This window comes from Ruegeria sp. CDSA246 (genome assembly GCF_059611225.1).
The window spans coordinates 206000-225939 of the sequence record NZ_JBXWPD010000006.1 but is presented as its reverse complement, the minus strand read 5'-3'; the positions used below and the strand labels follow the sequence as shown (position 1 = coordinate 225939).

The following is a 19940-nucleotide window of genomic DNA, read 5'->3' as shown; positions in this document are numbered from 1 at the left end:
GGGGTATCAATCCTGTGTGTCGTCCCCGGATTCCTCATAGCGTTCCCACAGATCAGGGCGTCGCTTGCGGGTGATCTCTTCAGACATCTGGTGCCGCCATTCGGCAATGCGCCCATGATGACCAGACATCAGAATGTCGGGGATCGGACGGCCTTTCCAATCTGCGGGTCGGGTGTATTGCGGGTGCTCTAAAAGACCCGAGGAAAAGCTTTCCTCTTCGGCTGAGGCCTGGTTGCCCAATACGCCGGGAATCAACCGCACAGTTGAGTCAATCAGCGCCTGGGCTGCGATCTCGCCGCCGGTCATCACGAAATCCCCAAGGCTGACTTCCTGAACGCCGTAATGTTCCAACACGCGTTCATCGACGCCTTCGAACCGACCGCAGAGCAAGGTCATACCGTCGCAGCGTGCGAGGTTTTGCATCATACGTTGATCCATGCGGCGACCGCGCGGGCTGAGGTAGATCAGCGGCCAGTTGCCCTGCACGCCAGCCATTGTGTGTTCGATTGCCTCACCCAGCACGTCTGCGCGCAACACCATACCCGCGCCGCCGCCAGCCGGCGTGTCATCGACATTGCGATGCTTGCCAACGCCGAACTGGCGCAGATCCACGGTCTCTAATTGCCACAACCCTTCTTGCAAGGCTTTGCCCGTCAAGCTTTCGCCGAGAACGCCGGGAAAGGCGGAAGGGAACAGGGTGATGATTTTTGCCTTCCAGACCCCGTGCAGATCAGGGGTCGGAGTCATCAATTCACGCGGCTTCAGCGTGGGTCGGATTGCCTTGCGTCCGTGAGATTTGCCTGGCTTGTCTGTCATATTGTGCCGACCATCGCGTTCTTTGCCCGCTCTACTACCAGCGCTTTTTGCCGGGTCAGCTCAGCTTCGTCCAGATGGGATCGGTTCAGCGTCAGCAATTCGGCCAGCACGCTTTCCGGCAGCCTGCTGTTGGATTTTGTGGGCGGCACCAAAAGCTGCGCTTTTTCCCGAGGCAAGTTCAGGAATTCGGCAAAAGGCGTACCGGGACCAAAGCGGCGCAAATGCGTCTCTTCCAGCCACTCTTGGATCACGGTGACCGACGGCAGTTTCTTGCGAATTTCCGAGACCGTTTCCTCGAGCGGGGGCAGGTGATCCATGTTCGTGCGGAAGGTTTCGAAATCCTGGACTTCACGGGTTCTTTGAAGATCGTGAGCCCACAGGCTGCGCAACCACGCTCCGCGCTGGCGCAGGGACAGGTAGATCGTGATATTGACCTCCTGATCCTCGAACCGATCGCGGACGGCGTCCACCAGACAAGCGGCCAGATCGGGTGTAGCTGCATACCCCTGTTCGATATTGCGGCTGGGTCGCAGGCCGCTGAAATTCTCTTCACTGACGATCAGGCCACGTTTCGTGCCGAAGTTCCGCGTGGCCAGATACTCTCGGGCCTGCGAGCTGAATTCGGACAGCGTTCCCACGGTTCCATAGATGGAGTGGCGGGTCGCAGCACCTGACAGCCCCAATTTGCGCGTCTTGTAAGGCAGCAACAGTGCAAAATGTGGCCAGATCAACTCGCGGTTTTCATACAGAAACGACTGAGCTGCAGTGGTTCCGGTCTTGTGTAGCCCCAGATGCAGCAGAACGCGTCGCATCAGATCAGCCCCTCGGGCGGGTCTGCGATGATGCGGCCTTTGTCCAGATCCACGGTTGGAACAACCTCAAGCGTGAAGGGCAGAAAAACGGTGCCTTTCAACCCCGGCCCGTGCAGTTCCAGCAGATCTGCGGCGCCGTGGTTTTGTACCGACTTCACACGACCCAGCAGCGTTCCGCCGGTGTCGTAGACCTCAAGCTCGATCAGGTCGGTGTGATAGAATTCGTCATCAGGCAATGATGGCAGCTGATCACGCCGCGCGAACAGGCGGAGGCCGTTGATGGCGTCTGCCTGTTCTTTGGTCTCGATCCCACCCAAACGCGCCGCAAAGCCGTTTTTGATTGGGCGGGTCAGGACCAGCGGATAGCGTTCCTTGCCGTCTTCGTCAGTTAGGGGCGAATAGGTCTCGATATCCTCTGGGATGGCGCAAAAACTTTTTAGCCGCACTTCGCCGCGCACGCCGTAAGACCCCGCAACGCTGCCCACGCAGATCAGATCAGTCATTTGGCTCTTCCGTCGTTACACATAATCCGTCCTGCCAGTCTCCAAGCGAGGCACATGCCTCGCGTTGGTTATTGCGCTCAAAGAACACGCCCACAATAAAAGCGATCAGCAACAGGATGGGAAGCCGTATCAGTCCGAACATCTGGCCTTACCGCGTTTCGATATGCAACCGGGCGCTGCGCTGTTCCCAGCCGGCACGCTCAAGTTCGGGTCTTTCAGACATTTCTTCCGGCCAGCCCACACAGTAGTAGCCTACCAGAGACCAATCGTCAGGCACAGCCAGATCGCGTTTCATCCGTTCGGGATCAAGGATCGAGACCCAACCCAGACCCAACCCCTCGGCCCGCAAAGCGAGCCAAAACAAGGTGATTGCGGCTACAACAGAATAGCGGCGCATCTCGGGCATCGTGCCCGCGCCCAGCCCCAGACCTTTGTTGGTCGTCTCGTCTGAGAAAACAGCCAGCTGAACAGGCGCTTCCTGCATGCCGGACAGCTTCAGGCGGCTGTATTTCAGCGCCTTGTCACCCGAGTATCCCGCAAGGGCTTTTTCGTTGGCGTTTTGGAAATTCTCCAGCGCTGCGGCACGCGCCGCTTCGCTTTCGACGCGAATGACGCGCCAGGGTTCGCTCAGCCCCACTGAAGGGGCCAGTCGAAATGTGTCGAGGCAGCGCGTCAGCACCGCCTCGTCCACGGGATCGGTGCGGAACCGGCGCACATCGCGCCGGAGCCGCATCAACAGTTCGAACTGCGTGCGAAAATCGTCGGTGAAGTCCTGATCCTGCACGCGCCGACCTGCTTACTCTTCTGCTGCTGCTTCTTCAGCCGGCGCAGCAGCCGCTTCGGCAGCTTCAGCAGCCTTTGCAGCTTTTTCTTCTGCGCGTTCCTGAGCTTTCTTGCCCGGGGTGCCCTTGTTGGGGTTGTTGCGCTCGGCCTTGTCGCGGGTGCCGGCAGCTTCCAGCATCCGTGCGATACGGTCGGTGGGCTGTGCGCCCTGGTCCAGCCAGTACTGAACGCGCTCCATGTTCATTTTCACGCGCTCTTCGCTGTCTTTGGGCAGCAGCGGGTTGTAGGTGCCCAGCTTTTCGATGAAGCGACCATCGCGGGGCATACGGCTGTCAGCCGCTACGATGCGATAGAAAGGACGCTTTTTCGAGCCGCCGCGGGCGAGACGAATTTTCATTGCCATGGTGGTATCTCCTTTGAATGGCGTATCCGGTGGTTCACCGGTTTAGTTCTGGTGTTTCTTGTGGTGTCGGATGACTTCCTGAATGATGAAATTCAGAAAAGCCTTGGCGAAATCGGGGTCCAGATCGGCTTCTTTCGCCAGTTCTTCTAACCGTGCGATCTGCGCGGCCTCGCGCGAAGGATCGGACGGGGGAAGTTCGTGTTCGGCCTTGAGCTTGCCAACGGCCTGGGTGTGCTTGAACCGCTCGCCCAACGTGTAGACAAGGATCGCGTCCAGCCGATCAATGCTTTCGCGATGCTCTTTCAGCAACGTCGCAGCCCGTGTCACAGGGTTGTTCATTGGCCGGTCCTCTCAGCGGTCAAAGCGGTGTCGGAAATGTCGATTATCGGGTGCCGCCAAACCTGGCAGCGTTCGCCGACAACCTCGCCTTCGCGCTCATAAGTGGCACCAAGACGTTCGGCTAATGCGCGCGAGCGGTCATTCGCGTGGGCGATGTATGAGATCGGACCGTTCACCCCCTGGTGATGGGCGGCATAGGCGCGGGCAGCCATCGCAGCTTCGTATGCAAGGCCCTTGCCTTCGAAGCCGTCGAAAACGACCCAACCTAATTCCGGCTCATCCCAGCCCGGGGCGTTGATGATCCCGGTCCAGCCTGCAAACGCGCCGCTTGCCTTTTCAACGATGTGCCAACCGCCGTAACCCATGATGGCCCAGTGCCCGAACCGGCCCAAAAGCGACCGCCATGCCTCCAGCGGCGTTTTTGGTCCACCGACCATACGGCTGCGGTCCGACGCGAAGAAGGTTGTCATCGCGGGCAGATCACCCTCTTGTGGTGCCCGCAGGATCAGGTTTTCTGTTTCAACGGTGGGGATGGTGTACGACGTCATGCGTAGGCCTCGATCCCGCCATTCACCAGATCGGCCGGCGCAGGGTGCCGCCAGACCTGCATTGTACCGAAACCCGGGTGTTCGTAGGTATAATCAAACTGCGCGCCCAGCCTTTCGGCCACGGCCTTGCTGCCCAGATTGTCCGGATCGATCAGAGAAATCGCCGTTTCCCACCCCAGCACATCATAGGCATGCGCACGCGCGGCCAGAGCGGCCTCGGTCGCGTAACCTTTGCCGGTGGCGTTATTCATCAACGTCCAGCCGATTTCGGGCTCGGGCCAACTGTGTGGGAACCACAGGCCCACATGGCCGACATAGGTGCCGGTGCCCTTTTCTTCGACGCCCCAGAACCCATATCCGCGCATGGCCCAGTGACCCAGCAGCATCGCCATTGCGCGCCAAGTTTCGTCCGGGCGTTTTGGGCCGCCGACGAATTTTGAGGCATCGCTGGCAAAGAACTCGGCCTCGGCTGCGAAGTCAGCTTCGCAGGGGGCACGCATGATCAGGCGCTCGGTTTCCAGCGTCGGGATCGCCATGGAAAGTGTCATGCCTGCACCTCGCCATAGCGCCAGACATGTTGGTCTGCGCCAAAGGCGCTCTCAGCCATGGCGTCACGGGACGCACCAAGGCGTTGAGCCAGCGCATTCGAGCGGACGTTGGATGCCGATACATAGCTGACGAACTGGCCGGACCCGAGCAGGTCAAAACCGAAGTCGCGAACGGCAGTGCAGGCCTCAATGGCGTAGCCTTGCTTGCGGTATTCGGTGCTGAAAACATAGCCAAGCTCGGGTTCTTGATCGTCCCATTCCAAGCCCAGAATGACGAAGCCAATGACCTGACCGCCATCTTTCAGGGTGACCGAGAACAGGCCATGACCATGCAGAAGCCAGCCGGAGGTATAGTAGGAAAACTCGGTCCAGGCTTCTTGCTCAGTGTCGCCAAAGCTTTCTGCACAGACTGACGTCCACACCGGCAGGTCGTCCAAAGTGGGCGCACGCAGGACCAGCCGCCGGGTCTGAATGACCGGCAAGGCCGCGCGATATTGCGCTGCTGCCATCGCCGCCTTTCCAGACGGGGGCTGGGTGCAGCGTGCTGGCGTCACTTTTTCTTTCCGAAACCGCTCAGACCCGGAGGCAGAGCCATGCCGCCGCCCATGCCAGGCATACCGGGCATCTTGCCGCCCATCGCCTTGGCGGCCTGTTCCAGCGCTTTGGGATCCATACCCGCGGCCATGTCCTCGGGCGAGGGTCCGCCTTTGCCGAACATGCCTTTCATGGCCTGTTTCAGCATCTTGCCTTTGCCCATTTTGCCCATCTTCTTCATCATGTCGGACATCTGCCGGTGCATCTTGAGCAGCTTGTTGAGGTCGCTGACCTCTATGCCCGAACCGGCGGCGATGCGTTTCTTACGGCTCGCTTGCAGCAGTTGCGGGTTGGCGCGTTCGCGTTTGGTCATGGACTGGATCATGGCGATCTGGCGTTTGAGCACCTTGTCATCCATGCCTGCTTCTTCGACTTGCTTGGCCATTTTGCCCATGCCGGGCATCATGCCCATCATGCCCTGCATGCCGCCCATCTGGATCATCTGTTCCAGCTGCATTTTCAGGTCGTTCATGTTGAACTGACCTTTGACCATGCGCTTCATCATGCGCTCGGTCTGTTCCATCTCCATCGTTTCCTGGGCTTTTTCGACCAGGGCAACGATGTCGCCCATGCCCAGAATACGACCGGCGATACGGTCCGGCTCGAAGGTTTCGAGCGCGTCCATCTTCTCACCCAGACCGACAAAGCGGATCGGCTTGCCAGTGACCGCACGCATCGACAGCGCCGCACCACCGCGCCCGTCGCCGTCCATCCGGGTCAGGACCACGCCGGAGATGCCGACTTTGGCGTCGAACTCTTCGGCGACTTCAACAGCGACCTGACCGGTCAGGCCGTCGACGACCAGCAGGGTCTCGCGCGGATCAACCGCGTTTCGGACCTGCTCGACCTCGTCCATCAGGACTTCGTCGATATGCAGACGGCCAGCGGTATCCAGCATGTAGACGTCATAGCCGCCCAGCGTGGCCTGCTGCTTTGCGCGCTTGGCGATATCAACGGGCTTCTGGCCCGGCACAATCGGCAGGGTGTCAACGCCAACCTGCGTGCCCAGAACGGCCAACTGATCCATCGCGGCCGGGCGATAGACGTCGAGCGAGGCCATCAGGACCTTTTTGCCCTCTTTCTCTTTCAGGCGCTTCGCCAGCTTACCGGTTGTGGTCGTCTTACCCGAGCCCTGGAGGCCGACCATCAGGATCGGGGCAGGAGGGTTGTCGATCTTCAGCGCACCTGGATCTTCTTCACCGCGCAGGGTGTCGACCAACGCGTCATGCACGATCTTGACGACCTGCTGTCCGGGGGTAATCGACTTGGTCACCGCCTGACCGGTGGCCTGATCCTGCACTTTCTTGACGAATTCTCGAGCTACCGGCAGCGAGACATCTGCCTCAAGCAGCGCAACCCGAACCTCACGCAGAGCGGTTTTGACGTCCTCTTCGGACAGGGCACCCTGTTTGGTCAGCCGGTCAAAGACGCCAGAAAGGCGTTCGGATAGATTTTCAAACATGCCTTCGGCCTCCTATGCCGGTTATCTGGTGGCGTGCCCTAGATAGGATGCGCCGGTTAAATGCACAAACGCCCCCACGGGCGTAACACGCTGGTGGGGGGCGATCCCTGAACGACTCAAGGGACCGGAAGATCAGACGCTTCCGGATGTTGGGTTGGGCTTTAGGCCGATCGGCTGGCAGAGTCAACCTTGCGCGCAGGAAGCCAGTCATTGACCGCATCAACCAGCCGATGCGCACCCCGACCATTTGAGAATGCCTCGACGATGGGATGCCGGCCCTCGCTCATTCCCTTGTCCAATATTAGCACAGGCCGATATCGGGTGGATGTCCCCTTATTGCTTCTCGATGCCGTGCTTTCGATCTCCGCATGGGACAAGTTTGCAAGCAAATGCTCGACGGTATCATAGCCAAAGACGGACTGCCTGCGGATCATTATTTTGTCTTTGTTCCGGTCCAAGATAACCTGAACGCGGCGCACAAAGGCGCAGAAGGCCCCAAGACCCATCCCACCGCCGAATAGGGCAAAGAAGATGCCGAACAAGATGCCCTCACCGCCCTCACTGACCATGAACAGGCCCGCGCCGACAAAAGCCAGAATGAAGAAGACCAGCGTGATGCCGATAAACCATGGCGTATCGGACAAGATCAGTTGGTTCGGAGAATTGCGCGTGACTTTCATGGCGGCACGCTAGCATCGATTTTCAGGCCTGTCGTGGCTTGAATCTGTCAGCGCATTGCGCGATTAGCGCCTCAAACGAGGAGGTACCCATGGATGCGTCATCCGCTTTTCAAGACACGCTGCCGATCAGTTCAGACGCGCTGTTGCAGCGGCTGGATGACGGGGGGCTGAGCTATCGTCTGCACACGCATATCCCCCTGCGCACGGTTGAGGATGCCAAAGGCGTTGAAGAGCAATTCCTGGTACCAGGCGAAAACACCTTGCGCCTCAAGAACCTGTACCTGCGCGACAAGAAAAAGCGGAACTATCTGGTGACGCTGGAACAAAGCCGCGAGATTGATCTTAAGGCGTTGGGCACAGAGCTGGGGATCGGTAATCTGTCGTTTGGATCGGCGGATCGGCTGTTTCAGAACCTTGGCATCCGCCCCGGCGCGGTCAGTCCGCTGGCCATGATCAACGGGGCGTCAAACGATGTGCGGTTCTTCATGGACGCCGCCGCGCAAACGGCGGACGTCATCTATATGCATCCATTGGTAAATGACCGGACTGTCGCCATGACACGCGATGACCTGATGGCATTCTTCGATCAGATCGGATGCGAGATCACCTGGCTGCCGTGATCAATCGCTCAGCGCCTCTTCGAGGGTTGCGGCGACATGGGCGGCGGACGGATTGACGAACAGGTGGCCGTCAGCTTCAAAAACAGGGTCATCCAGGTGGTCGGGAAAGGCCAGCGGCAGTTCGGTGCACGCCAGCAAGATCGCGGTTCCCGGCTTTGCGTGCCTGTCGCAGAATGTTAGTAAAAGAGCGCGCGCCGTGTCTGATGCGCCGCCGTAGAAGTCACTGTCGATCATAGCCTGCATCTCGGCAATTTCCGTTTCGGGCAAGCGATCATTTGCAGTGATCCCTTCAGCGGCCAATCGGTCTGAATAATTGCTGGCCTGCATGGTCACTGTCGTTCCCAGAACCAGGGCTGTGGACGCCTTGGCAGATGCCGTGGCCTCAGCCGTTGCATCGAAAATGCTGAGAATGGGCATGGTGATACCTTGCCGGATCGCATGCAGCCGCGCGTGCGGAGTGTTCGAGGCGATGATGCCAAAGTCGCAGCCCGCGTTTTCAAGTGTTAACAGCGCCTCGCGAAACACCGCGTCGAACCCGGACCAACTGGCCTCGTCTCCGGCGGTTCCCCGCAGGGCGCGTGTTTTGGCCTGCGTAACGGATTCGATTGTCATGGGCGGGATCGGCAGGGGCGAGCTGTGGCCGCGATTGGCAAAGTGCCTGCTGGCCCCTTCTGCGATCGCTCGGTAATAATCCACGGTCGAGGCCCAGCCCACACCGCCCAGAATGCCGATTTTCTTCATGATGAACGCCCAGTCTGCAAATCTCGCTTAAGGCAGACTGGACGTTTCACAAGGTAAAGGCCAGAGGTGGATCAAGCGGCGAGTTGAGTTACCGCTTTTTGGGCATTCGCCAACGCGGCGTCCGCATCCAGCGCCATCTTGTCAGCCGCAATCACGTCGACGTCGTGGATGCCGATGAATCCTAGAACGTGCTTGGCATAGTTGGTGGCAAAGTCGATCTCAGACCCTACCTCGGTGCCGCCGGACGCGATCGCCAGCACGGCGCGCTTACCTTCCAGCAGGCCTTTGGGGCCGGTTTCCGAATAGGCAAAGGTCAGACCCACGCGGGCGACAAGGTCGATCCAGGCCTTGAAGGCCGCAGGCACCGAGAAATTGTAGATCGGCAGCCCGATGACAATGGTGTCGGCGTTTTGCAGCTCGCCAACCAACTCGTCGGACAGGGCCAACAGATCGCGTTGAACCTCGTCACGTTGATCGGCGGGGGTGAAGTTGGCGTTGATCCAGTCTTCGGTCAGCAGGGGCAGGGGGCTGGCAAGATCGCGGCGGATAATGCGTCCGGCGCCAAGGTGCCCGATAATCTGGCCGGAAAGGTCACGGGTGGCGGATCCGGTGCGGCGGGCCGAGGCGTCGATATGCAGGATGGTCTTGGTCATGTCAGGGTTTCCTTTTTGGCGGGGAATCTGCTTCCGGTCCCAATATGAGTGTTGCGTCAGCGAACGAAACGCAGATATACCAACAGGTATTGTTGGATTTTGCACAGTAGGCTTGAGCATGGATAATTGGGACGAAGTCAAAACCGCGTATCAGGTCGCTCGGATGGGCACCGTCAGCGGCGCGGCCGAAATCTTGGGCGTTCACCATGCCACCGTGATCCGCCATATCGACGCGATCGAAGCGCGGCTGGGCGTTAAGCTGTTCCAGCGCCACGCCCGTGGCTATACCCCAACCGATGCCGGAGAGGACCTTCTGCGCGTGGCTCAGGCCACCGAAGATCAGTTCAATCAGTTGGTGGGCCGAATGAAAGGGCGTGGCGATGATGTGTCGGGCGAATTGGTTGTGACGTCTCTGGCCTCGCTGGCGCCCTTGGTCGTTCCCGCCCTGTCCGAGTTTCAATCAATGCACCCGGGTCTGATTGTACGTTACCTGACCGGGGACCGCTTGTTCCGCCTGGAATACGGCGAGGCGCATGTGGCCATCCGTGCGGGTGCCGCCCCGGACCAACCTGACAATGTTGTGCAGCCGTTTATCGAACAGGAGGTCGGCTTGTTTGCCAGCAAGTCATATATCGAACGCCGAGGCAAACCAGCGAGCATTGACGAATTTGCAGACCACTTGTTTGTCGGCACGGACGATGAAAACAGCCGCGCTCCGTTTTCCAAGTGGTTGCGTGCCACTGTCCCGGCCGAGGCCATCGCATTCCGCTGTACCAACAATTTCTGCTTGCGCGAGGCGGTTCTGGCCGGGGCAGGGATTGGTTTCATGGCGCGGTGGGAGGCATCGCGCGATCCGGAGTTGGTCGAAGTTATTGAGCCATTGCCCGAATGGTTCGGCAAACTTTGGCTGGTGACCCATGTCGATCTGCATCGCACGACCAAAGTGCAGGCCTTCCTATCGTTCCTTAAGAAAGAATCCAAAGGTTGGCTCTCGTGACACCGCAGGGGCGTGGTCATTTGGCAATGATCACATTCACTCTGCTGGTGGCGGGTAGTTTCTCGTTGGGATCGATTGTTGCCAACCAGATTGCACCGTTGGCGATTACAGCCGGGCGGTTTCTGATTGCGGCCGTCATCATCGGCATTGCGGCGCTTGCCACCACCGGGTTGCCGCGCAGCGCTGCGCACGCGCCGTGGCGATACGCTGTTTTGGGCGGGCTGTTCGCCACTTACTTTGTTCTTATGTTCTACGGCCTGAAAACCGCCGATCCGGTCAGCACATCCGCGGTCTTCACCCTGACGCCGATCATGTCGGCCATCGCCGGATGGGTTCTGCTGCGCCAGATCACCACGCCGCGCATGGCTTTTGCCCTGACGGTGGGGGCTACCGGGGCTTTGTGGGTTATCTTTCGCGCCGATTGGCAGTCCTTTCGCGCCTTCGAGATCGGTGGCGGAGAGATCATCTTTTTCTGGGGCTGCATGGCGCATGCAATCTACACGCCGATGGTGCGTAAATTGAACCGGGGCGAGCCCGCAGTCGTGTTTACATTTGGAACACTGGTTGCTGGTTGTGTGATCCTGACGGTGGTCGGCTGGTCAGACATCCGTGCAACCGATTGGGCGAACCTGCCGCTGATCGTCTGGGTCAGTCTGCTGTATCTTTCTATCTTCGCAACGGCCTCCAGTTTCGTTCTGGTCCAGTTTGCAGCGCTACGCCTGCCGTCGGCCAAGGTTATGGCCTACACTTATCTGATCCCCAGCTGGGTGATCCTGTGGGAGATCGCGCTTGGGCGGCCTGCGCCAACCGTCATGGTGCTGGTCGGTGTCGTTTTAACCGCGATCGCGCTTGTTCTGCTGCTCAAAAGCGAAGAGCAACCTGCGAAAGACACTGCGCCGCTCTCGGAATGACCCTTGTCTTTTGGCCGTAATCTAACAACCCTCGGGTCTGATGAACCATCCCGGAGGGAATGATGAAGCAAGCTATTCTATTTGTCGTCGGTGCGATGTTATCCGCCTGTACGCAAGGAGGGGGGCAGGGGTCGTCGGAGACCGACCTTCAAGGCAGTTGTGAGGCGCTGGTATCGGCTGAGACGGGTGTTCAGGCCGCTGACGTCAACGCGATTTCGACTGAATCGGTACCGACCGGAACAATCACGACAATTGAGGTCACTGGCGCTCAGGCACCGTGGTTGTGTCTTGCGGACGCAACGGGTGTGATCATCGGCGTCGAGTATAGTCAGGAAGGCTAGCTGGGAACCGGCCGAACCGGATGAAATGGTCGGAGTCATCTACATGAGACAGATCAAAGTGCTCTATTCCTGAGCCCGCTAACATCGGCGGCAGGAGGAAGATGCCATGTTTAATCACATTATGATCCCGGTCGATATTCATCTGCCGCCGGAAATTCGCAAAGCTCTGGATGTCGCGGCGCAAATGGCGAGATGGCAAAACGCCCGGATCACGATCGTCAGCGTGACCGGAACCCAGCCGGGCGACGTCACGCATTCAGACGCGGAGATCAGCGTCGAGCTGCAAGCCATTGTGGATCAACTTACCGAGCAGAGTGGCTCCGAGGTTTCAGCGCGCAACATCCACTCGGTAGATGTAGCTGCAGAGGTCGACGGTGATTTGACCCGCGCCGCTGAAGAGATTGGGGCCGACCTAATCGTCGTTGGGACGCACGCACCGCGCATCACGGACCACATCTTTTCCAGCCATGCCGGATATCTGGCCAAACACGCCAAAGTATCGGTGTTTGTAGTTAGATAGATCTAGGGATCGTCTGTTGCGGGCAGTTCGACTTCCAAAAATCGTTCAAACGCATCCAGATTGACCGGTTCGAACTGACCGAACCCCTGCATCCAGACGGATGCCGCGCGCAGCGCATCCGGTTCCAGCTTACACCACTTCACCCGCCCGCGCTTTTCCTGGCTGATCAACCCGGCCTTGGTCAGGATGATCAGATGTTTCGAGATCGCGGCCAGCGACATCTCGAACGGGTCGGCGACGTCGGTGACGGCCATGTCATCCTCAAGCAGCATCGCAAGGATGGCGCGGCGGGTCGGGTCGGCGAGGGCCGCGAAAACGGTATCGAGGTCATTGGACATGCTATCGCTCAATCACAGCGCCCGGTTTTGGTCAACCATTTGGTTGAATATACGAATTGAGTGGTTTTTACGCACGCCGATGGATCGGGACATTTTAATGGTGCTTCAATTACATGAATAAATTGCGTAAATTCAATTACTTAACCTGCGGAAAGTCAGACATTTAACACCGTTGACTCTGTGCCTTGCGCCCCTTAGCACCCTACCCAAGACTGTGCGAGGGAATTGCCCGTGACCGATGATGACCAAAAGCAGCGTATGGCGCAGCTGGAGGCCAAGATCACAGCGGCGAAAAAGGCCAAAGCGCCAAAGCCTCGTGCGGATGCTGACGTGTCCGGGGGCGAGCTTGCCTGGAGGATGGTCATCGAAATGGTTTCCGGTCTTGGGATCGGATTTGGCATCGGATACGGGCTGGACAGCCTGCTCGGGACAATCCCGATCTTTCTGGTGCTGTTCACATTGCTGGGCCTTGTCGCGGGCGTGAAGGTTATGCTCCGCAGCGCGAAAGAGGTTCAGGAGAAACAAGCGGCTGCTGAGGCGGCCGATAAGGACGAGAGGGACTGAACGTGGCAACTGAGACCACCGCAGCAGAAGGCAGCAGCCTGGTTTTCCATCCGATGGATCAGTTCATCGTTAAACCGCTTTTCGGTGACGGTGCGATTGCGTGGTACACGCCGACCAACGTGACTCTGTGGTTGTTTCTGGCTATTGCGGCGATCTTTGCCCTGCTGGTTCTCAGCACCTCGAAACGTGCCATTGTTCCGACCCGAATGCAGTCTGTTGCTGAGTTGGCCTATGGCTTCATCTACAAGATGCTGGAAGACATTTGCGGTAAAGAAGGCGTGAAGTACTTCCCCTATGTCATGACCCTGTTCATGTTCATCGTCTGCGCGAACTTCCTGGGCATGTTGCCCATGTCTTTCACCACCACGTCGCATTTCGCCGTGACCATCCCGCTGGCGCTGGCTGTGTTCCTGACCGTAACCGTTCTGGGTTTCGTCAAGAACGGCGCAAGCTTCCTAGGTCTGTTCTGGGTGTCCAGCGCACCGCTGGCACTGCGCCCTGTCCTGGCGATCATCGAGCTGATCTCGTACTTCGTGCGTCCGGTCAGCCACTCCATTCGTCTTGCCGGTAACGTCATGGCAGGCCACGCGGTTATCAAGGTTTTCGCAGGCTTTGCCGCGATTGCCGTGATCTCACCGGTGTCCGTTCTGGCGATCACCGCAATGTACGGCCTCGAGGTCCTCGTGTCCTTTATTCAGGCCTACGTATTCACCATTCTGACCTGTGTTTACCTGAAAGATGCGCTGCATCCTTCGCACTAAGGTCCGATACCCAAACATCGAAACTTCCAATTCGTAAGGAGAAACATCATGGAAGGCGATCTCGCACACATCGGCGCAGGCCTGGCAGCAATCGGTTCCGGCGCAGCCGCAATCGGGGTGGGCAACGTAGCAGGCAACTTCCTGGCCGGCGCCCTGCGCAACCCTTCGGCGGCTGCTTCGCAGACCGCAACCCTGTTCATCGGTATCGCATTCGCAGAAGCCCTGGGGATCTTTGCATTCCTGGTCTCGCTGCTGCTGATGTTCGCCGTCTAATCTGCGGAACCTGATCCTTACGCGCAGGTGGGTCCAAGCCATAGCGGCCCACCTGTTGTAAAGACAACGTTCCGACGGAGGACATCATGGCGACTGAACCCCTTGCCAAAGAAGTAGCTGGCACCTGCGTCGACGCCTACGGCTCGGCCATCGGTATGCCGCAGCTCTGCTTCGATTGGTTTCCCAACCAGATTTTCTGGCTGGTCATCACGCTGGTCGTCATCTTTCTGGTCCTGTCTCGCGTGGCCTTGCCCCGCATCGCGGCAATCCTGGCGGAACGTCAGGGGACCATTACAAATGACCTGGCTGCGGCCGAAGATCTGAAGGCCAAAGCGGTCGAGGCTGAAGAGGCCTACAACAAGGCGCTGGCCGATGCCCGTTCTGAGGCACAGCGTATCGCAGCGGAAGCCCGCGCTGAAATTCAGTCTGGTCTGGATGACGCGATTGCCAAGGCAGACGCGGAAATCGCTGCAAAGGCGGCTGAATCGGAAAAGGCAATTGCCGATATCCGAGCCGGCGCGCTGGAAAGCATTCAAGTGGTTGCCAAGGACACGGCAGCTGAACTGGTCACAGCTCTGGGCGGCGAGGCGGATGCCAAAGCCATCGACAGTGCAATTGACGCGCAGACGAAAGGATAAGTGACATGCGGAATACTCTTGCCCTTATCCTGACCGTCGGCACCGCCAGCCCCGCGCTGGCCGCAAGTGGCCCGTTCTTCTCGCTTGGCAACACCGACTTTGTGGTCCTTCTGGGCTTCATCGTTTTCATCGCGGTCCTGTTCTACTTCAAGGTTCCAGGCATGATTGGTGGCGCGCTGGACAACCGCGCCGACGGCATCAAATCCGAACTGGATGAAGCCCGCGCCCTGCATGAAGAGGCACGCAGCCTGTTGGCCTCGTACGAGCGCAAGCAGCGTGAAGTGCAGACCCAAGCGGATGCCATCGTGGCTGCAGCCAAAGAAGATGCTATTCTGGCGGCAGAACAGGCAAAGGTCGATTTGGAGAAATCCATCGCCCGCCGTCTGGCAGCAGCTCAGGACCAGATCGCTTCTGCTGAGGCGTCAGCTGTCAAGGAAGTCCGTGATCAGGCCATCACCGTTGCGGTATCGGCTGCCAACGCAGTTCTGGCCAAGCAGATGACGGCCGCACAGGCGAACAAACTGATCGACGCAGCGATTGCGGATGTTGGTGACAAACTGCACTGACACCGACAGATAGCAGACGAGTAACAGAAGTGACCCGGAAGCCGCATGCTTTCGGGTCATTTGTTTTCTACAGGGACGACGCGCGATCCTAGTCTAGTCACTTGTGCAGCGGATCCGAATTGTGATTTGACGGATGCGAAGGCGTTGTTTGGGCGTTTTATGACAGAGCCATAGTGCGTCTACCTTCCTTTCCGGAGGCTCTGGGATTGCACAGAACAAGGTCGGATGAAGTAGAAAACTGAAATCCGGAAACAGGAAAAGAGTGACCGTGCCAGCCACAGACAACACAGTTTCCATGAACATTGTCGGCGCGGTGCGTAACGGGGGTTCGGCTCTGAAAGAAACGATCCATCGGATCGAAGACCTGTCGAAACGGGTAGGGCAATACTCGGTCATCATTGCCACCAATGACAATACCGATGACACCGATCAGATCCTGTCTGAATACGCGAACCAGATTACCGAGGTTCAGATCATTCGGCTGGATGGTGTGATCTCGGACATTTCTGAACGTGTCGAGCGTATCACCGCTGCTCGAAATTCTATACTTGAAACTCTCGAAAAGAATGGTCGTGACAACCACCTGACTCTGATACTGGATTTAGACGGGCCGAACATCTGTCTGAATCCCGAAGCTGTTTTAGCAGCGGCCAAGCGTTCGGATATTCAGTGGGAAGCGGTTTTTGCAAACTCGAGGCCTGCCTACTACGACCTATATGCCTTGCGCTGCCGGGGGTGGTGCGAACAGGATGTCTGGCAACAGATACACAACGCGCGTAAACCTCTGTTTGGTAAACGAAAATGGCGTCGAAACCTATTGAAGACTATGATCCATGACCGTCAGTTTCATATTCCAGAAGATTGCCAACTTATACCTGTCGACAGCGCATTTGCGGGCGCCGGCCTTTATAAAACTCAGGCGTTACGAGGCTTGAGATATAAATGCCGAGATGAGGAGGACCGGCTGGTCTGTGAACATGTCCTGTTTCATCAGGAAATGCGTACACGAGGTGCCAGGCTCTATATCGACCCGGCGTTGATGACTATCGCGCCGCAAGAACATCTTGGTGAAGGCAGCGGAGCACCATTTCCACCGAACCTACAAGACCTTTCGAGCGGAGCAACGTGATCAATGCCCTATTCTCCAATCACCGGGCAACTTGGAGTGTTGCTTTTTGAAAGCGAAGTGATCGGGCGGCACCCGGCAAAGTACTTTCTGGATGAAAGCTGCGGTTTTATCTGGGTGGAAAACCCGACATGGCTGGAAGAAGCGTATAGCGATGCCATCGCGTTGACGGATACAGGGATCGTCGCCCGAAACCTGTCGAACCTGCGCCGTGTTTCAACAGCCATGCGTGCGAATGGTCTTGCAGATGCCCGTGGGATCGACATCGGCGGAGGCTATGGGCTGTTTGTTCGCGGCCTAAGGGACATTGGACTGAATTTTCACTGGTCCGACCCCTATGCAGAAAACCTGTTGGCGCGTGGGTTCGACGCGGATGATGGAACATATGCAGTTGCGACGGCCTTTGAAGTTCTTGAACATTTGCCGGATCCGCTTTCGCACTTAAAAGAGGCGCGCAAGAAATTTGGTTTCGAAACGCTCTTTTTTTCGGCGACTTGCTTCGATCCAAGGGATCTACCGCCGCGCGACTGGTGGTACTGGGCTTTTGAGACGGGCCAGCACATCAGCTTTTTCTCAGAGCAAAGCCTGGATTATATGGCTGAGCAGTTGGAGATGCGGAAAGTCCACCTCCGAGGAGACCTTTATGCCTTCACTGCGCTGGACAGCCTCACGTGGCCCAGCCGGTGGCAGCAATGGAGAATTCTAAAAGCGTTCCGCCGCGCCAGCCTGACGCAACAGGACTATGAAGACATGAAGCAACGCGTAAAGTCGATGCAACTCAAACGTTGACGATCATAGTGTGCCTGCCTCGTGCTGAAGGCGTTGCTGAGCGATTTCTTCGTTTCTTTCTGCTTTTTGCTGATCGGCCATGCAGCGTTCAACAAAGCTTAGATGTTCTTGAACCGCATGTCTGGCCGCAGCCGGGTCGCGTGTCTGAAGCGCCGTGTTGATGGCGCGGTGCTGGTCCAGAATTGCTTCGCGCGTTGTTTGCTGGTGGAACATCATCTGGCGGTTATAGAACACGCCCTGCCGCAACAGATCGTACATTGACCGCATCATATGCAGCATGACCACATTATGGCTGGCCTCGATGATTGCCATGTGAAATTGCGCGTCCAGCTGCGCCTCATCTTCGGTCGCGTCGCGGATGTGGGCGGCTTCCATCTTGTCAAAGATCGCCTGTACCACCTTCAGATCGCTGTCCGAGCCCAGCCGGGCCGCGCGCTCGGCGGCCAACCCTTCCATGTCGCGCCGAAACGAGAGGTAATCGAACACCGCCTCGTCATGGCTGCCGAACAGCCGGATCAGCGCCGGGGAGAAGGCTGAGCCCAGAACCTCGGCCACATAGATGCCGGACCCTGCCTTGGCTGTCAGCAAGCCTTGGTCTTGCAGGTCTGCGATTGCGTCGCGCAGGGAAGGCCGGGATACGCCCAGCCGCTCGGCCAATTCGCGTTCGGCGGGCAGACGTTCGCCGGGGCGCAGTATGCCGCGCAGTATCAGCAGTTCAATCTGGCGAACTACCGCGATTGAAAGCTTTTCGGTCTGAACTTTTTGAAAAGGCATGCGGGCGTCATTCCGGAAATTGGTCAAATGATATGACCACGGATGGCGGCGAGGTTCAAGAATGCGGGGTCACGTGGTCTATAAAATTAGGTCAGCATTGTTGACTTTATGATGTTCCTCTCTACGCTGGCCGTGACTGAGAGCGGAGGAGACTCATGTCTACGCACGAATTGTTCGCCACGCGGACATCCCGGATGAAAGCGTCTGAGATACGCGAGTTGTTAAAGCTGTTGGATCAGCCGGGGATCATCTCTTTTGCAGGCGGCATCCCCGATCCCGCGTTGTTTCCAGCCGAAGGGTTCGCGACCGCCTTTCAAGCTTCGTTGGGTCCGGACCAGCAGGCTCAGGCGCTACAATATTCCGTCAGCGAAGGTTACGTCCCGCTGCGGGAATGGCTCGTCGACCACATGCGTTCTATCGGAGTGGAATGCGGGCTTGAGAACATCCTGATCACATCAGGCTCGCAGCAGGCACTGGATTATCTGGGTAAACTCTATCTGTCGCCGGGCGATACTGCGCTGGTCGGATGGCCGACCTATCTGGGCGCATTGGCTGCATTCAATGCTTATGAACCACGTTTTGACCGGCTCAGCATCAATGGCAACCGGGGCGCGGCAGAATACGCGTCGTCAGCGGGCGAAGGCGCGGTCAAATTCGCCTATCTCTCGCCCGACTTCGCCAACCCGACAGGCGAAACCGTGGATCTACGGGGGCGGGAGGCGCTGCTGGATCTGGCAGATGAGTTGAACTGTGCGGTGATCGAGGATGGCGCCTATCAGGCCCTGCGTTATGACGGGGATGCCATCCCCTCAGTTCTGGCACTGGAATTGGCGCGTAAAGGGTCGATTGAAGATTGCCGCACGATCTATTGCGGAAGCTTTTCGAAAACCCTGTCACCGGGGTTGAGGGTTGGTTGGGTCGTGGCGGCAAAGCCGGTGATTTCTCAATTGGTGCTGATGAAACAGGCTGCCGATCTTCATTCGGCGACCATCAACCAGATGGCCATTGACCAGGTGGCACGGGCTTGTTTCGACACGCATATCCCGATGCTGCGTCGTGTCTATGGTGCCCGCCGCGACGCCATGTTGCAGGCGTTGCAGGACCATATGCCCGATGGCGTGCAGTGGACCAGGCCCGAAGGCGGCATGTTCGTGTGGTTGACATTGCCGGTCGGTACAAACGGGGCCGAACTGTTGGCCCGGGCGTTGGACACGGTCAAAGTCGCCTTTGTCCCGGGTGGAGCCTTTTTCCCGGACGGCAGCGGGACCAACACGATCCGGCTGAGTTTCTCAAACTCGGATGAGGATGCAATCCGCGAAGGTATTCAGCGATTGGGCGAGGTTTTGCGCGCCTGACCGGCGGAAAGGTTTTGTTAACCTTGATGGCGCAATGCTGGGGGTATGATCCGGTATCTGTCCCTCCTAGTGCTGGCCGCTTGCTCGGCCGGCACGCCCCACTTTCGCGATGTGCCTGCGACCCGTGTGGCGGTGAACGGCAGTGTATTTGACGTGCGGATCCGCGATCAACTGGCTGAGGCTGTACGCATCAATTCTCAATATGCTCCGCGCCTTGGCCCCATACGCGACCGGGCCGCACTGGCTATGGCACAGGTGTCAGGTTGCCCGTTGCTGGATGTTCTGGGCGACGCTGCGGTCACTGTGGGCATTCTGGGTTGCGACCGGGAACTTGGGAAAAAGCTGATTTTCGGCAGCCTTCTTCGCGGTCCCTATGAATGTTCCGACTATGGCTACTACGAAGACCATGGCTATCAGGTTTTTGAGTGTGCTCCTTACTGAGATACGCGCTTTTTTGCGTATTTTGGCAAGATATTGTGGATAAC

General features: G+C 58.0%; 30 protein-coding genes. 14 read left to right on the top strand and 16 right to left on the bottom strand.

The genetic code is table 11. The features are described from left to right. Window positions 1-6: 6 nt before the first annotated feature. From trmD to AC2FI9_RS09830, 12 genes are all read right to left on the bottom strand, one after another. Window positions 7-816, bottom strand: a complete 810-nt coding sequence (gene trmD, locus AC2FI9_RS09885) for a tRNA (guanosine(37)-N1)-methyltransferase TrmD (protein ID WP_496767253.1) — start codon at window positions 814-816, stop codon at window positions 7-9. Continuing rightward, window positions 813-1628 (bottom strand): hypothetical protein, encoded by an 816-nt coding sequence (locus AC2FI9_RS09880; protein WP_496767252.1) that lies wholly within the window; start codon window positions 1626-1628, stop codon window positions 813-815. Before AC2FI9_RS09880 ends, trmD begins: the two co-directional genes overlap by 4 nt. Then, the gene (rimM, locus tag AC2FI9_RS09875; RefSeq protein ID WP_058278985.1) at window positions 1628-2131 is read right to left on the bottom strand and encodes a ribosome maturation factor RimM; all 504 of its coding nucleotides are present in this window, start codon (window positions 2129-2131) and stop codon (window positions 1628-1630) included. The genes AC2FI9_RS09880 and rimM overlap by 1 nt, the downstream gene beginning before the upstream one ends. Beyond that, window positions 2124-2273, bottom strand: a complete 150-nt coding sequence (locus AC2FI9_RS09870) for a hypothetical protein (RefSeq protein ID WP_496767250.1) — start codon at window positions 2271-2273, stop codon at window positions 2124-2126. Before AC2FI9_RS09870 ends, rimM begins: the two co-directional genes overlap by 8 nt. Before the next feature lie 6 nt (window positions 2274-2279). Further along, window positions 2280-2915 carry a 5,6-dimethylbenzimidazole synthase gene (bluB, locus tag AC2FI9_RS09865; RefSeq protein ID WP_496767246.1) on the bottom strand — a complete coding sequence of 212 codons (636 nt, stop codon included), beginning with the start codon at window positions 2913-2915 and terminating at the stop codon, window positions 2280-2282. A gap of 12 nt (window positions 2916-2927) precedes the next feature. Further along, window positions 2928-3317, bottom strand: a complete 390-nt coding sequence (gene rpsP / locus AC2FI9_RS09860; protein WP_170561254.1) for a 30S ribosomal protein S16 — start codon at window positions 3315-3317, stop codon at window positions 2928-2930. Between the two features lie 42 nt (window positions 3318-3359). Continuing rightward, window positions 3360-3656: a chorismate mutase gene (locus AC2FI9_RS09855; protein ID WP_170561253.1), complete on the bottom strand. Its 297-nt coding sequence runs from the start codon at window positions 3654-3656 to the stop codon at window positions 3360-3362. Next, complete coding sequence (locus AC2FI9_RS09850) at window positions 3653-4204, bottom strand: GNAT family N-acetyltransferase (RefSeq protein ID WP_496767243.1); 552 nt, start codon at window positions 4202-4204, stop codon at window positions 3653-3655. The genes AC2FI9_RS09855 and AC2FI9_RS09850 overlap by 4 nt, the downstream gene beginning before the upstream one ends. After that, a complete protein-coding gene (locus AC2FI9_RS09845) occupies window positions 4201-4752 on the bottom strand; it encodes a GNAT family N-acetyltransferase (protein WP_496767241.1) in 552 nt (183 codons plus the stop codon). The genes AC2FI9_RS09850 and AC2FI9_RS09845 overlap by 4 nt, the downstream gene beginning before the upstream one ends. Then, window positions 4749-5306, bottom strand: coding sequence for a GNAT family N-acetyltransferase (locus AC2FI9_RS09840; protein ID WP_496767239.1), 558 nt, complete (start codon window positions 5304-5306; stop codon window positions 4749-4751). The genes AC2FI9_RS09845 and AC2FI9_RS09840 overlap by 4 nt, the downstream gene beginning before the upstream one ends. Beyond that, window positions 5303-6808 (bottom strand): signal recognition particle protein, encoded by a 1506-nt coding sequence (gene ffh, locus AC2FI9_RS09835; protein ID WP_496767238.1) that lies wholly within the window; start codon window positions 6806-6808, stop codon window positions 5303-5305. Before ffh ends, AC2FI9_RS09840 begins: the two co-directional genes overlap by 4 nt. A 161-nt stretch (window positions 6809-6969) precedes the next feature. Beyond that, window positions 6970-7488 carry a hypothetical protein gene (locus AC2FI9_RS09830; RefSeq protein WP_496767236.1) on the bottom strand — a complete coding sequence of 173 codons (519 nt, stop codon included), beginning with the start codon at window positions 7486-7488 and terminating at the stop codon, window positions 6970-6972. An 89-nt stretch (window positions 7489-7577) separates the two neighbouring features. On the opposite strand from AC2FI9_RS09830, the gene AC2FI9_RS09825 reads away from it, so the two are divergent. Beyond that, entirely contained in the window at window positions 7578-8108 is a 531-nt protein-coding gene (locus AC2FI9_RS09825; RefSeq protein ID WP_496767234.1) for a prolyl-tRNA synthetase associated domain-containing protein, read from the top strand. Here the strand turns inward: AC2FI9_RS09825 and AC2FI9_RS09820 are convergent, their stop codons facing one another. Together AC2FI9_RS09820 and AC2FI9_RS09815 are read right to left on the bottom strand one after the other, a co-directional pair. Beyond that, window positions 8109-8849, bottom strand: coding sequence for an aspartate/glutamate racemase family protein (locus AC2FI9_RS09820; protein ID WP_496767232.1), 741 nt, complete (start codon window positions 8847-8849; stop codon window positions 8109-8111). It abuts the gene before it with no gap. Window positions 8850-8920: 71 nt separating this feature from the next. Next, on the bottom strand, window positions 8921-9502 hold the full coding sequence (locus AC2FI9_RS09815; protein WP_496767230.1) for an FMN-dependent NADH-azoreductase: 582 nt from the start codon (window positions 9500-9502) through the stop codon (window positions 8921-8923). Window positions 9503-9620: 118 nt separating this feature from the next. On the opposite strand from AC2FI9_RS09815, the gene AC2FI9_RS09810 reads away from it, so the two are divergent. From AC2FI9_RS09810 to AC2FI9_RS09795, 4 genes are all read left to right on the top strand, one after another. After that, window positions 9621-10499, top strand: a complete 879-nt coding sequence (locus AC2FI9_RS09810) for a LysR family transcriptional regulator (protein ID WP_058273318.1) — start codon at window positions 9621-9623, stop codon at window positions 10497-10499. Continuing rightward, a complete protein-coding gene (locus AC2FI9_RS09805) occupies window positions 10496-11410 on the top strand; it encodes a DMT family transporter (RefSeq protein WP_496767229.1) in 915 nt (304 codons plus the stop codon). The genes AC2FI9_RS09810 and AC2FI9_RS09805 overlap by 4 nt, the downstream gene beginning before the upstream one ends. A 62-nt stretch (window positions 11411-11472) precedes the next feature. Then, a complete protein-coding gene (locus AC2FI9_RS09800) occupies window positions 11473-11751 on the top strand; it encodes a hypothetical protein (protein WP_496767227.1) in 279 nt (92 codons plus the stop codon). A gap of 106 nt (window positions 11752-11857) precedes the next feature. Continuing rightward, window positions 11858-12271, top strand: a complete 414-nt coding sequence (locus AC2FI9_RS09795; protein ID WP_496767225.1) for a universal stress protein — start codon at window positions 11858-11860, stop codon at window positions 12269-12271. Window positions 12272-12273: 2 nt separating this feature from the next. Here the strand turns inward: AC2FI9_RS09795 and AC2FI9_RS09790 are convergent, their stop codons facing one another. Continuing rightward, window positions 12274-12609, bottom strand: a complete 336-nt coding sequence (locus AC2FI9_RS09790; protein WP_058273314.1) for an ArsR/SmtB family transcription factor — start codon at window positions 12607-12609, stop codon at window positions 12274-12276. A 231-nt stretch (window positions 12610-12840) separates the two neighbouring features. Here AC2FI9_RS09790 and AC2FI9_RS09785 point away from each other — a divergent pair, with 231 nt between their 5' ends. The 7 genes from AC2FI9_RS09785 to AC2FI9_RS09755 all read left to right on the top strand — a co-directional run bounded on the left by AC2FI9_RS09785 (window position 12841) and on the right by AC2FI9_RS09755 (window position 17326). Next, on the top strand, window positions 12841-13173 hold the full coding sequence (locus tag AC2FI9_RS09785; protein ID WP_058273313.1) for an AtpZ/AtpI family protein: 333 nt from the start codon (window positions 12841-12843) through the stop codon (window positions 13171-13173). Between the two features lie 2 nt (window positions 13174-13175). Then, window positions 13176-13934 (top strand): F0F1 ATP synthase subunit A, encoded by a 759-nt coding sequence (locus AC2FI9_RS09780; protein ID WP_058278975.1) that lies wholly within the window; start codon window positions 13176-13178, stop codon window positions 13932-13934. Between the two features lie 48 nt (window positions 13935-13982). After that, the gene (locus AC2FI9_RS09775; RefSeq protein ID WP_005981269.1) at window positions 13983-14207 is read left to right on the top strand and encodes a F0F1 ATP synthase subunit C; all 225 of its coding nucleotides are present in this window, start codon (window positions 13983-13985) and stop codon (window positions 14205-14207) included. A gap of 86 nt (window positions 14208-14293) precedes the next feature. Beyond that, on the top strand, window positions 14294-14845 hold the full coding sequence (locus AC2FI9_RS09770) for a F0F1 ATP synthase subunit B' (RefSeq protein WP_496767222.1): 552 nt from the start codon (window positions 14294-14296) through the stop codon (window positions 14843-14845). Between the two features lie 5 nt (window positions 14846-14850). Continuing rightward, window positions 14851-15411 carry a F0F1 ATP synthase subunit B gene (locus tag AC2FI9_RS09765; RefSeq protein ID WP_496767220.1) on the top strand — a complete coding sequence of 187 codons (561 nt, stop codon included), beginning with the start codon at window positions 14851-14853 and terminating at the stop codon, window positions 15409-15411. Between the two features lie 262 nt (window positions 15412-15673). Further along, entirely contained in the window at window positions 15674-16540 is an 867-nt protein-coding gene (locus tag AC2FI9_RS09760; RefSeq protein ID WP_496767218.1) for a hypothetical protein, read from the top strand. Window positions 16541-16543: 3 nt separating this feature from the next. Continuing rightward, on the top strand, window positions 16544-17326 hold the full coding sequence (locus AC2FI9_RS09755; protein ID WP_496767217.1) for a class I SAM-dependent methyltransferase: 783 nt from the start codon (window positions 16544-16546) through the stop codon (window positions 17324-17326). Between the two features lie 3 nt (window positions 17327-17329). On the opposite strand, the gene AC2FI9_RS09750 is transcribed toward AC2FI9_RS09755, so the two are convergent. After that, window positions 17330-18100: a FadR/GntR family transcriptional regulator gene (locus AC2FI9_RS09750; protein WP_496767214.1), complete on the bottom strand. Its 771-nt coding sequence runs from the start codon at window positions 18098-18100 to the stop codon at window positions 17330-17332. A gap of 155 nt (window positions 18101-18255) precedes the next feature. Between AC2FI9_RS09750 and AC2FI9_RS09745 the strand changes: the two genes are divergently transcribed. Both AC2FI9_RS09745 and AC2FI9_RS09740 read left to right on the top strand, forming a co-directional pair. Further along, on the top strand, window positions 18256-19455 hold the full coding sequence (locus AC2FI9_RS09745; protein ID WP_496767212.1) for an aminotransferase-like domain-containing protein: 1200 nt from the start codon (window positions 18256-18258) through the stop codon (window positions 19453-19455). 45 nt (window positions 19456-19500) lie between these two features. Continuing rightward, window positions 19501-19896, top strand: a complete 396-nt coding sequence (locus AC2FI9_RS09740; protein ID WP_496767209.1) for a hypothetical protein — start codon at window positions 19501-19503, stop codon at window positions 19894-19896. Window positions 19897-19940 lie beyond the last annotated feature (44 nt).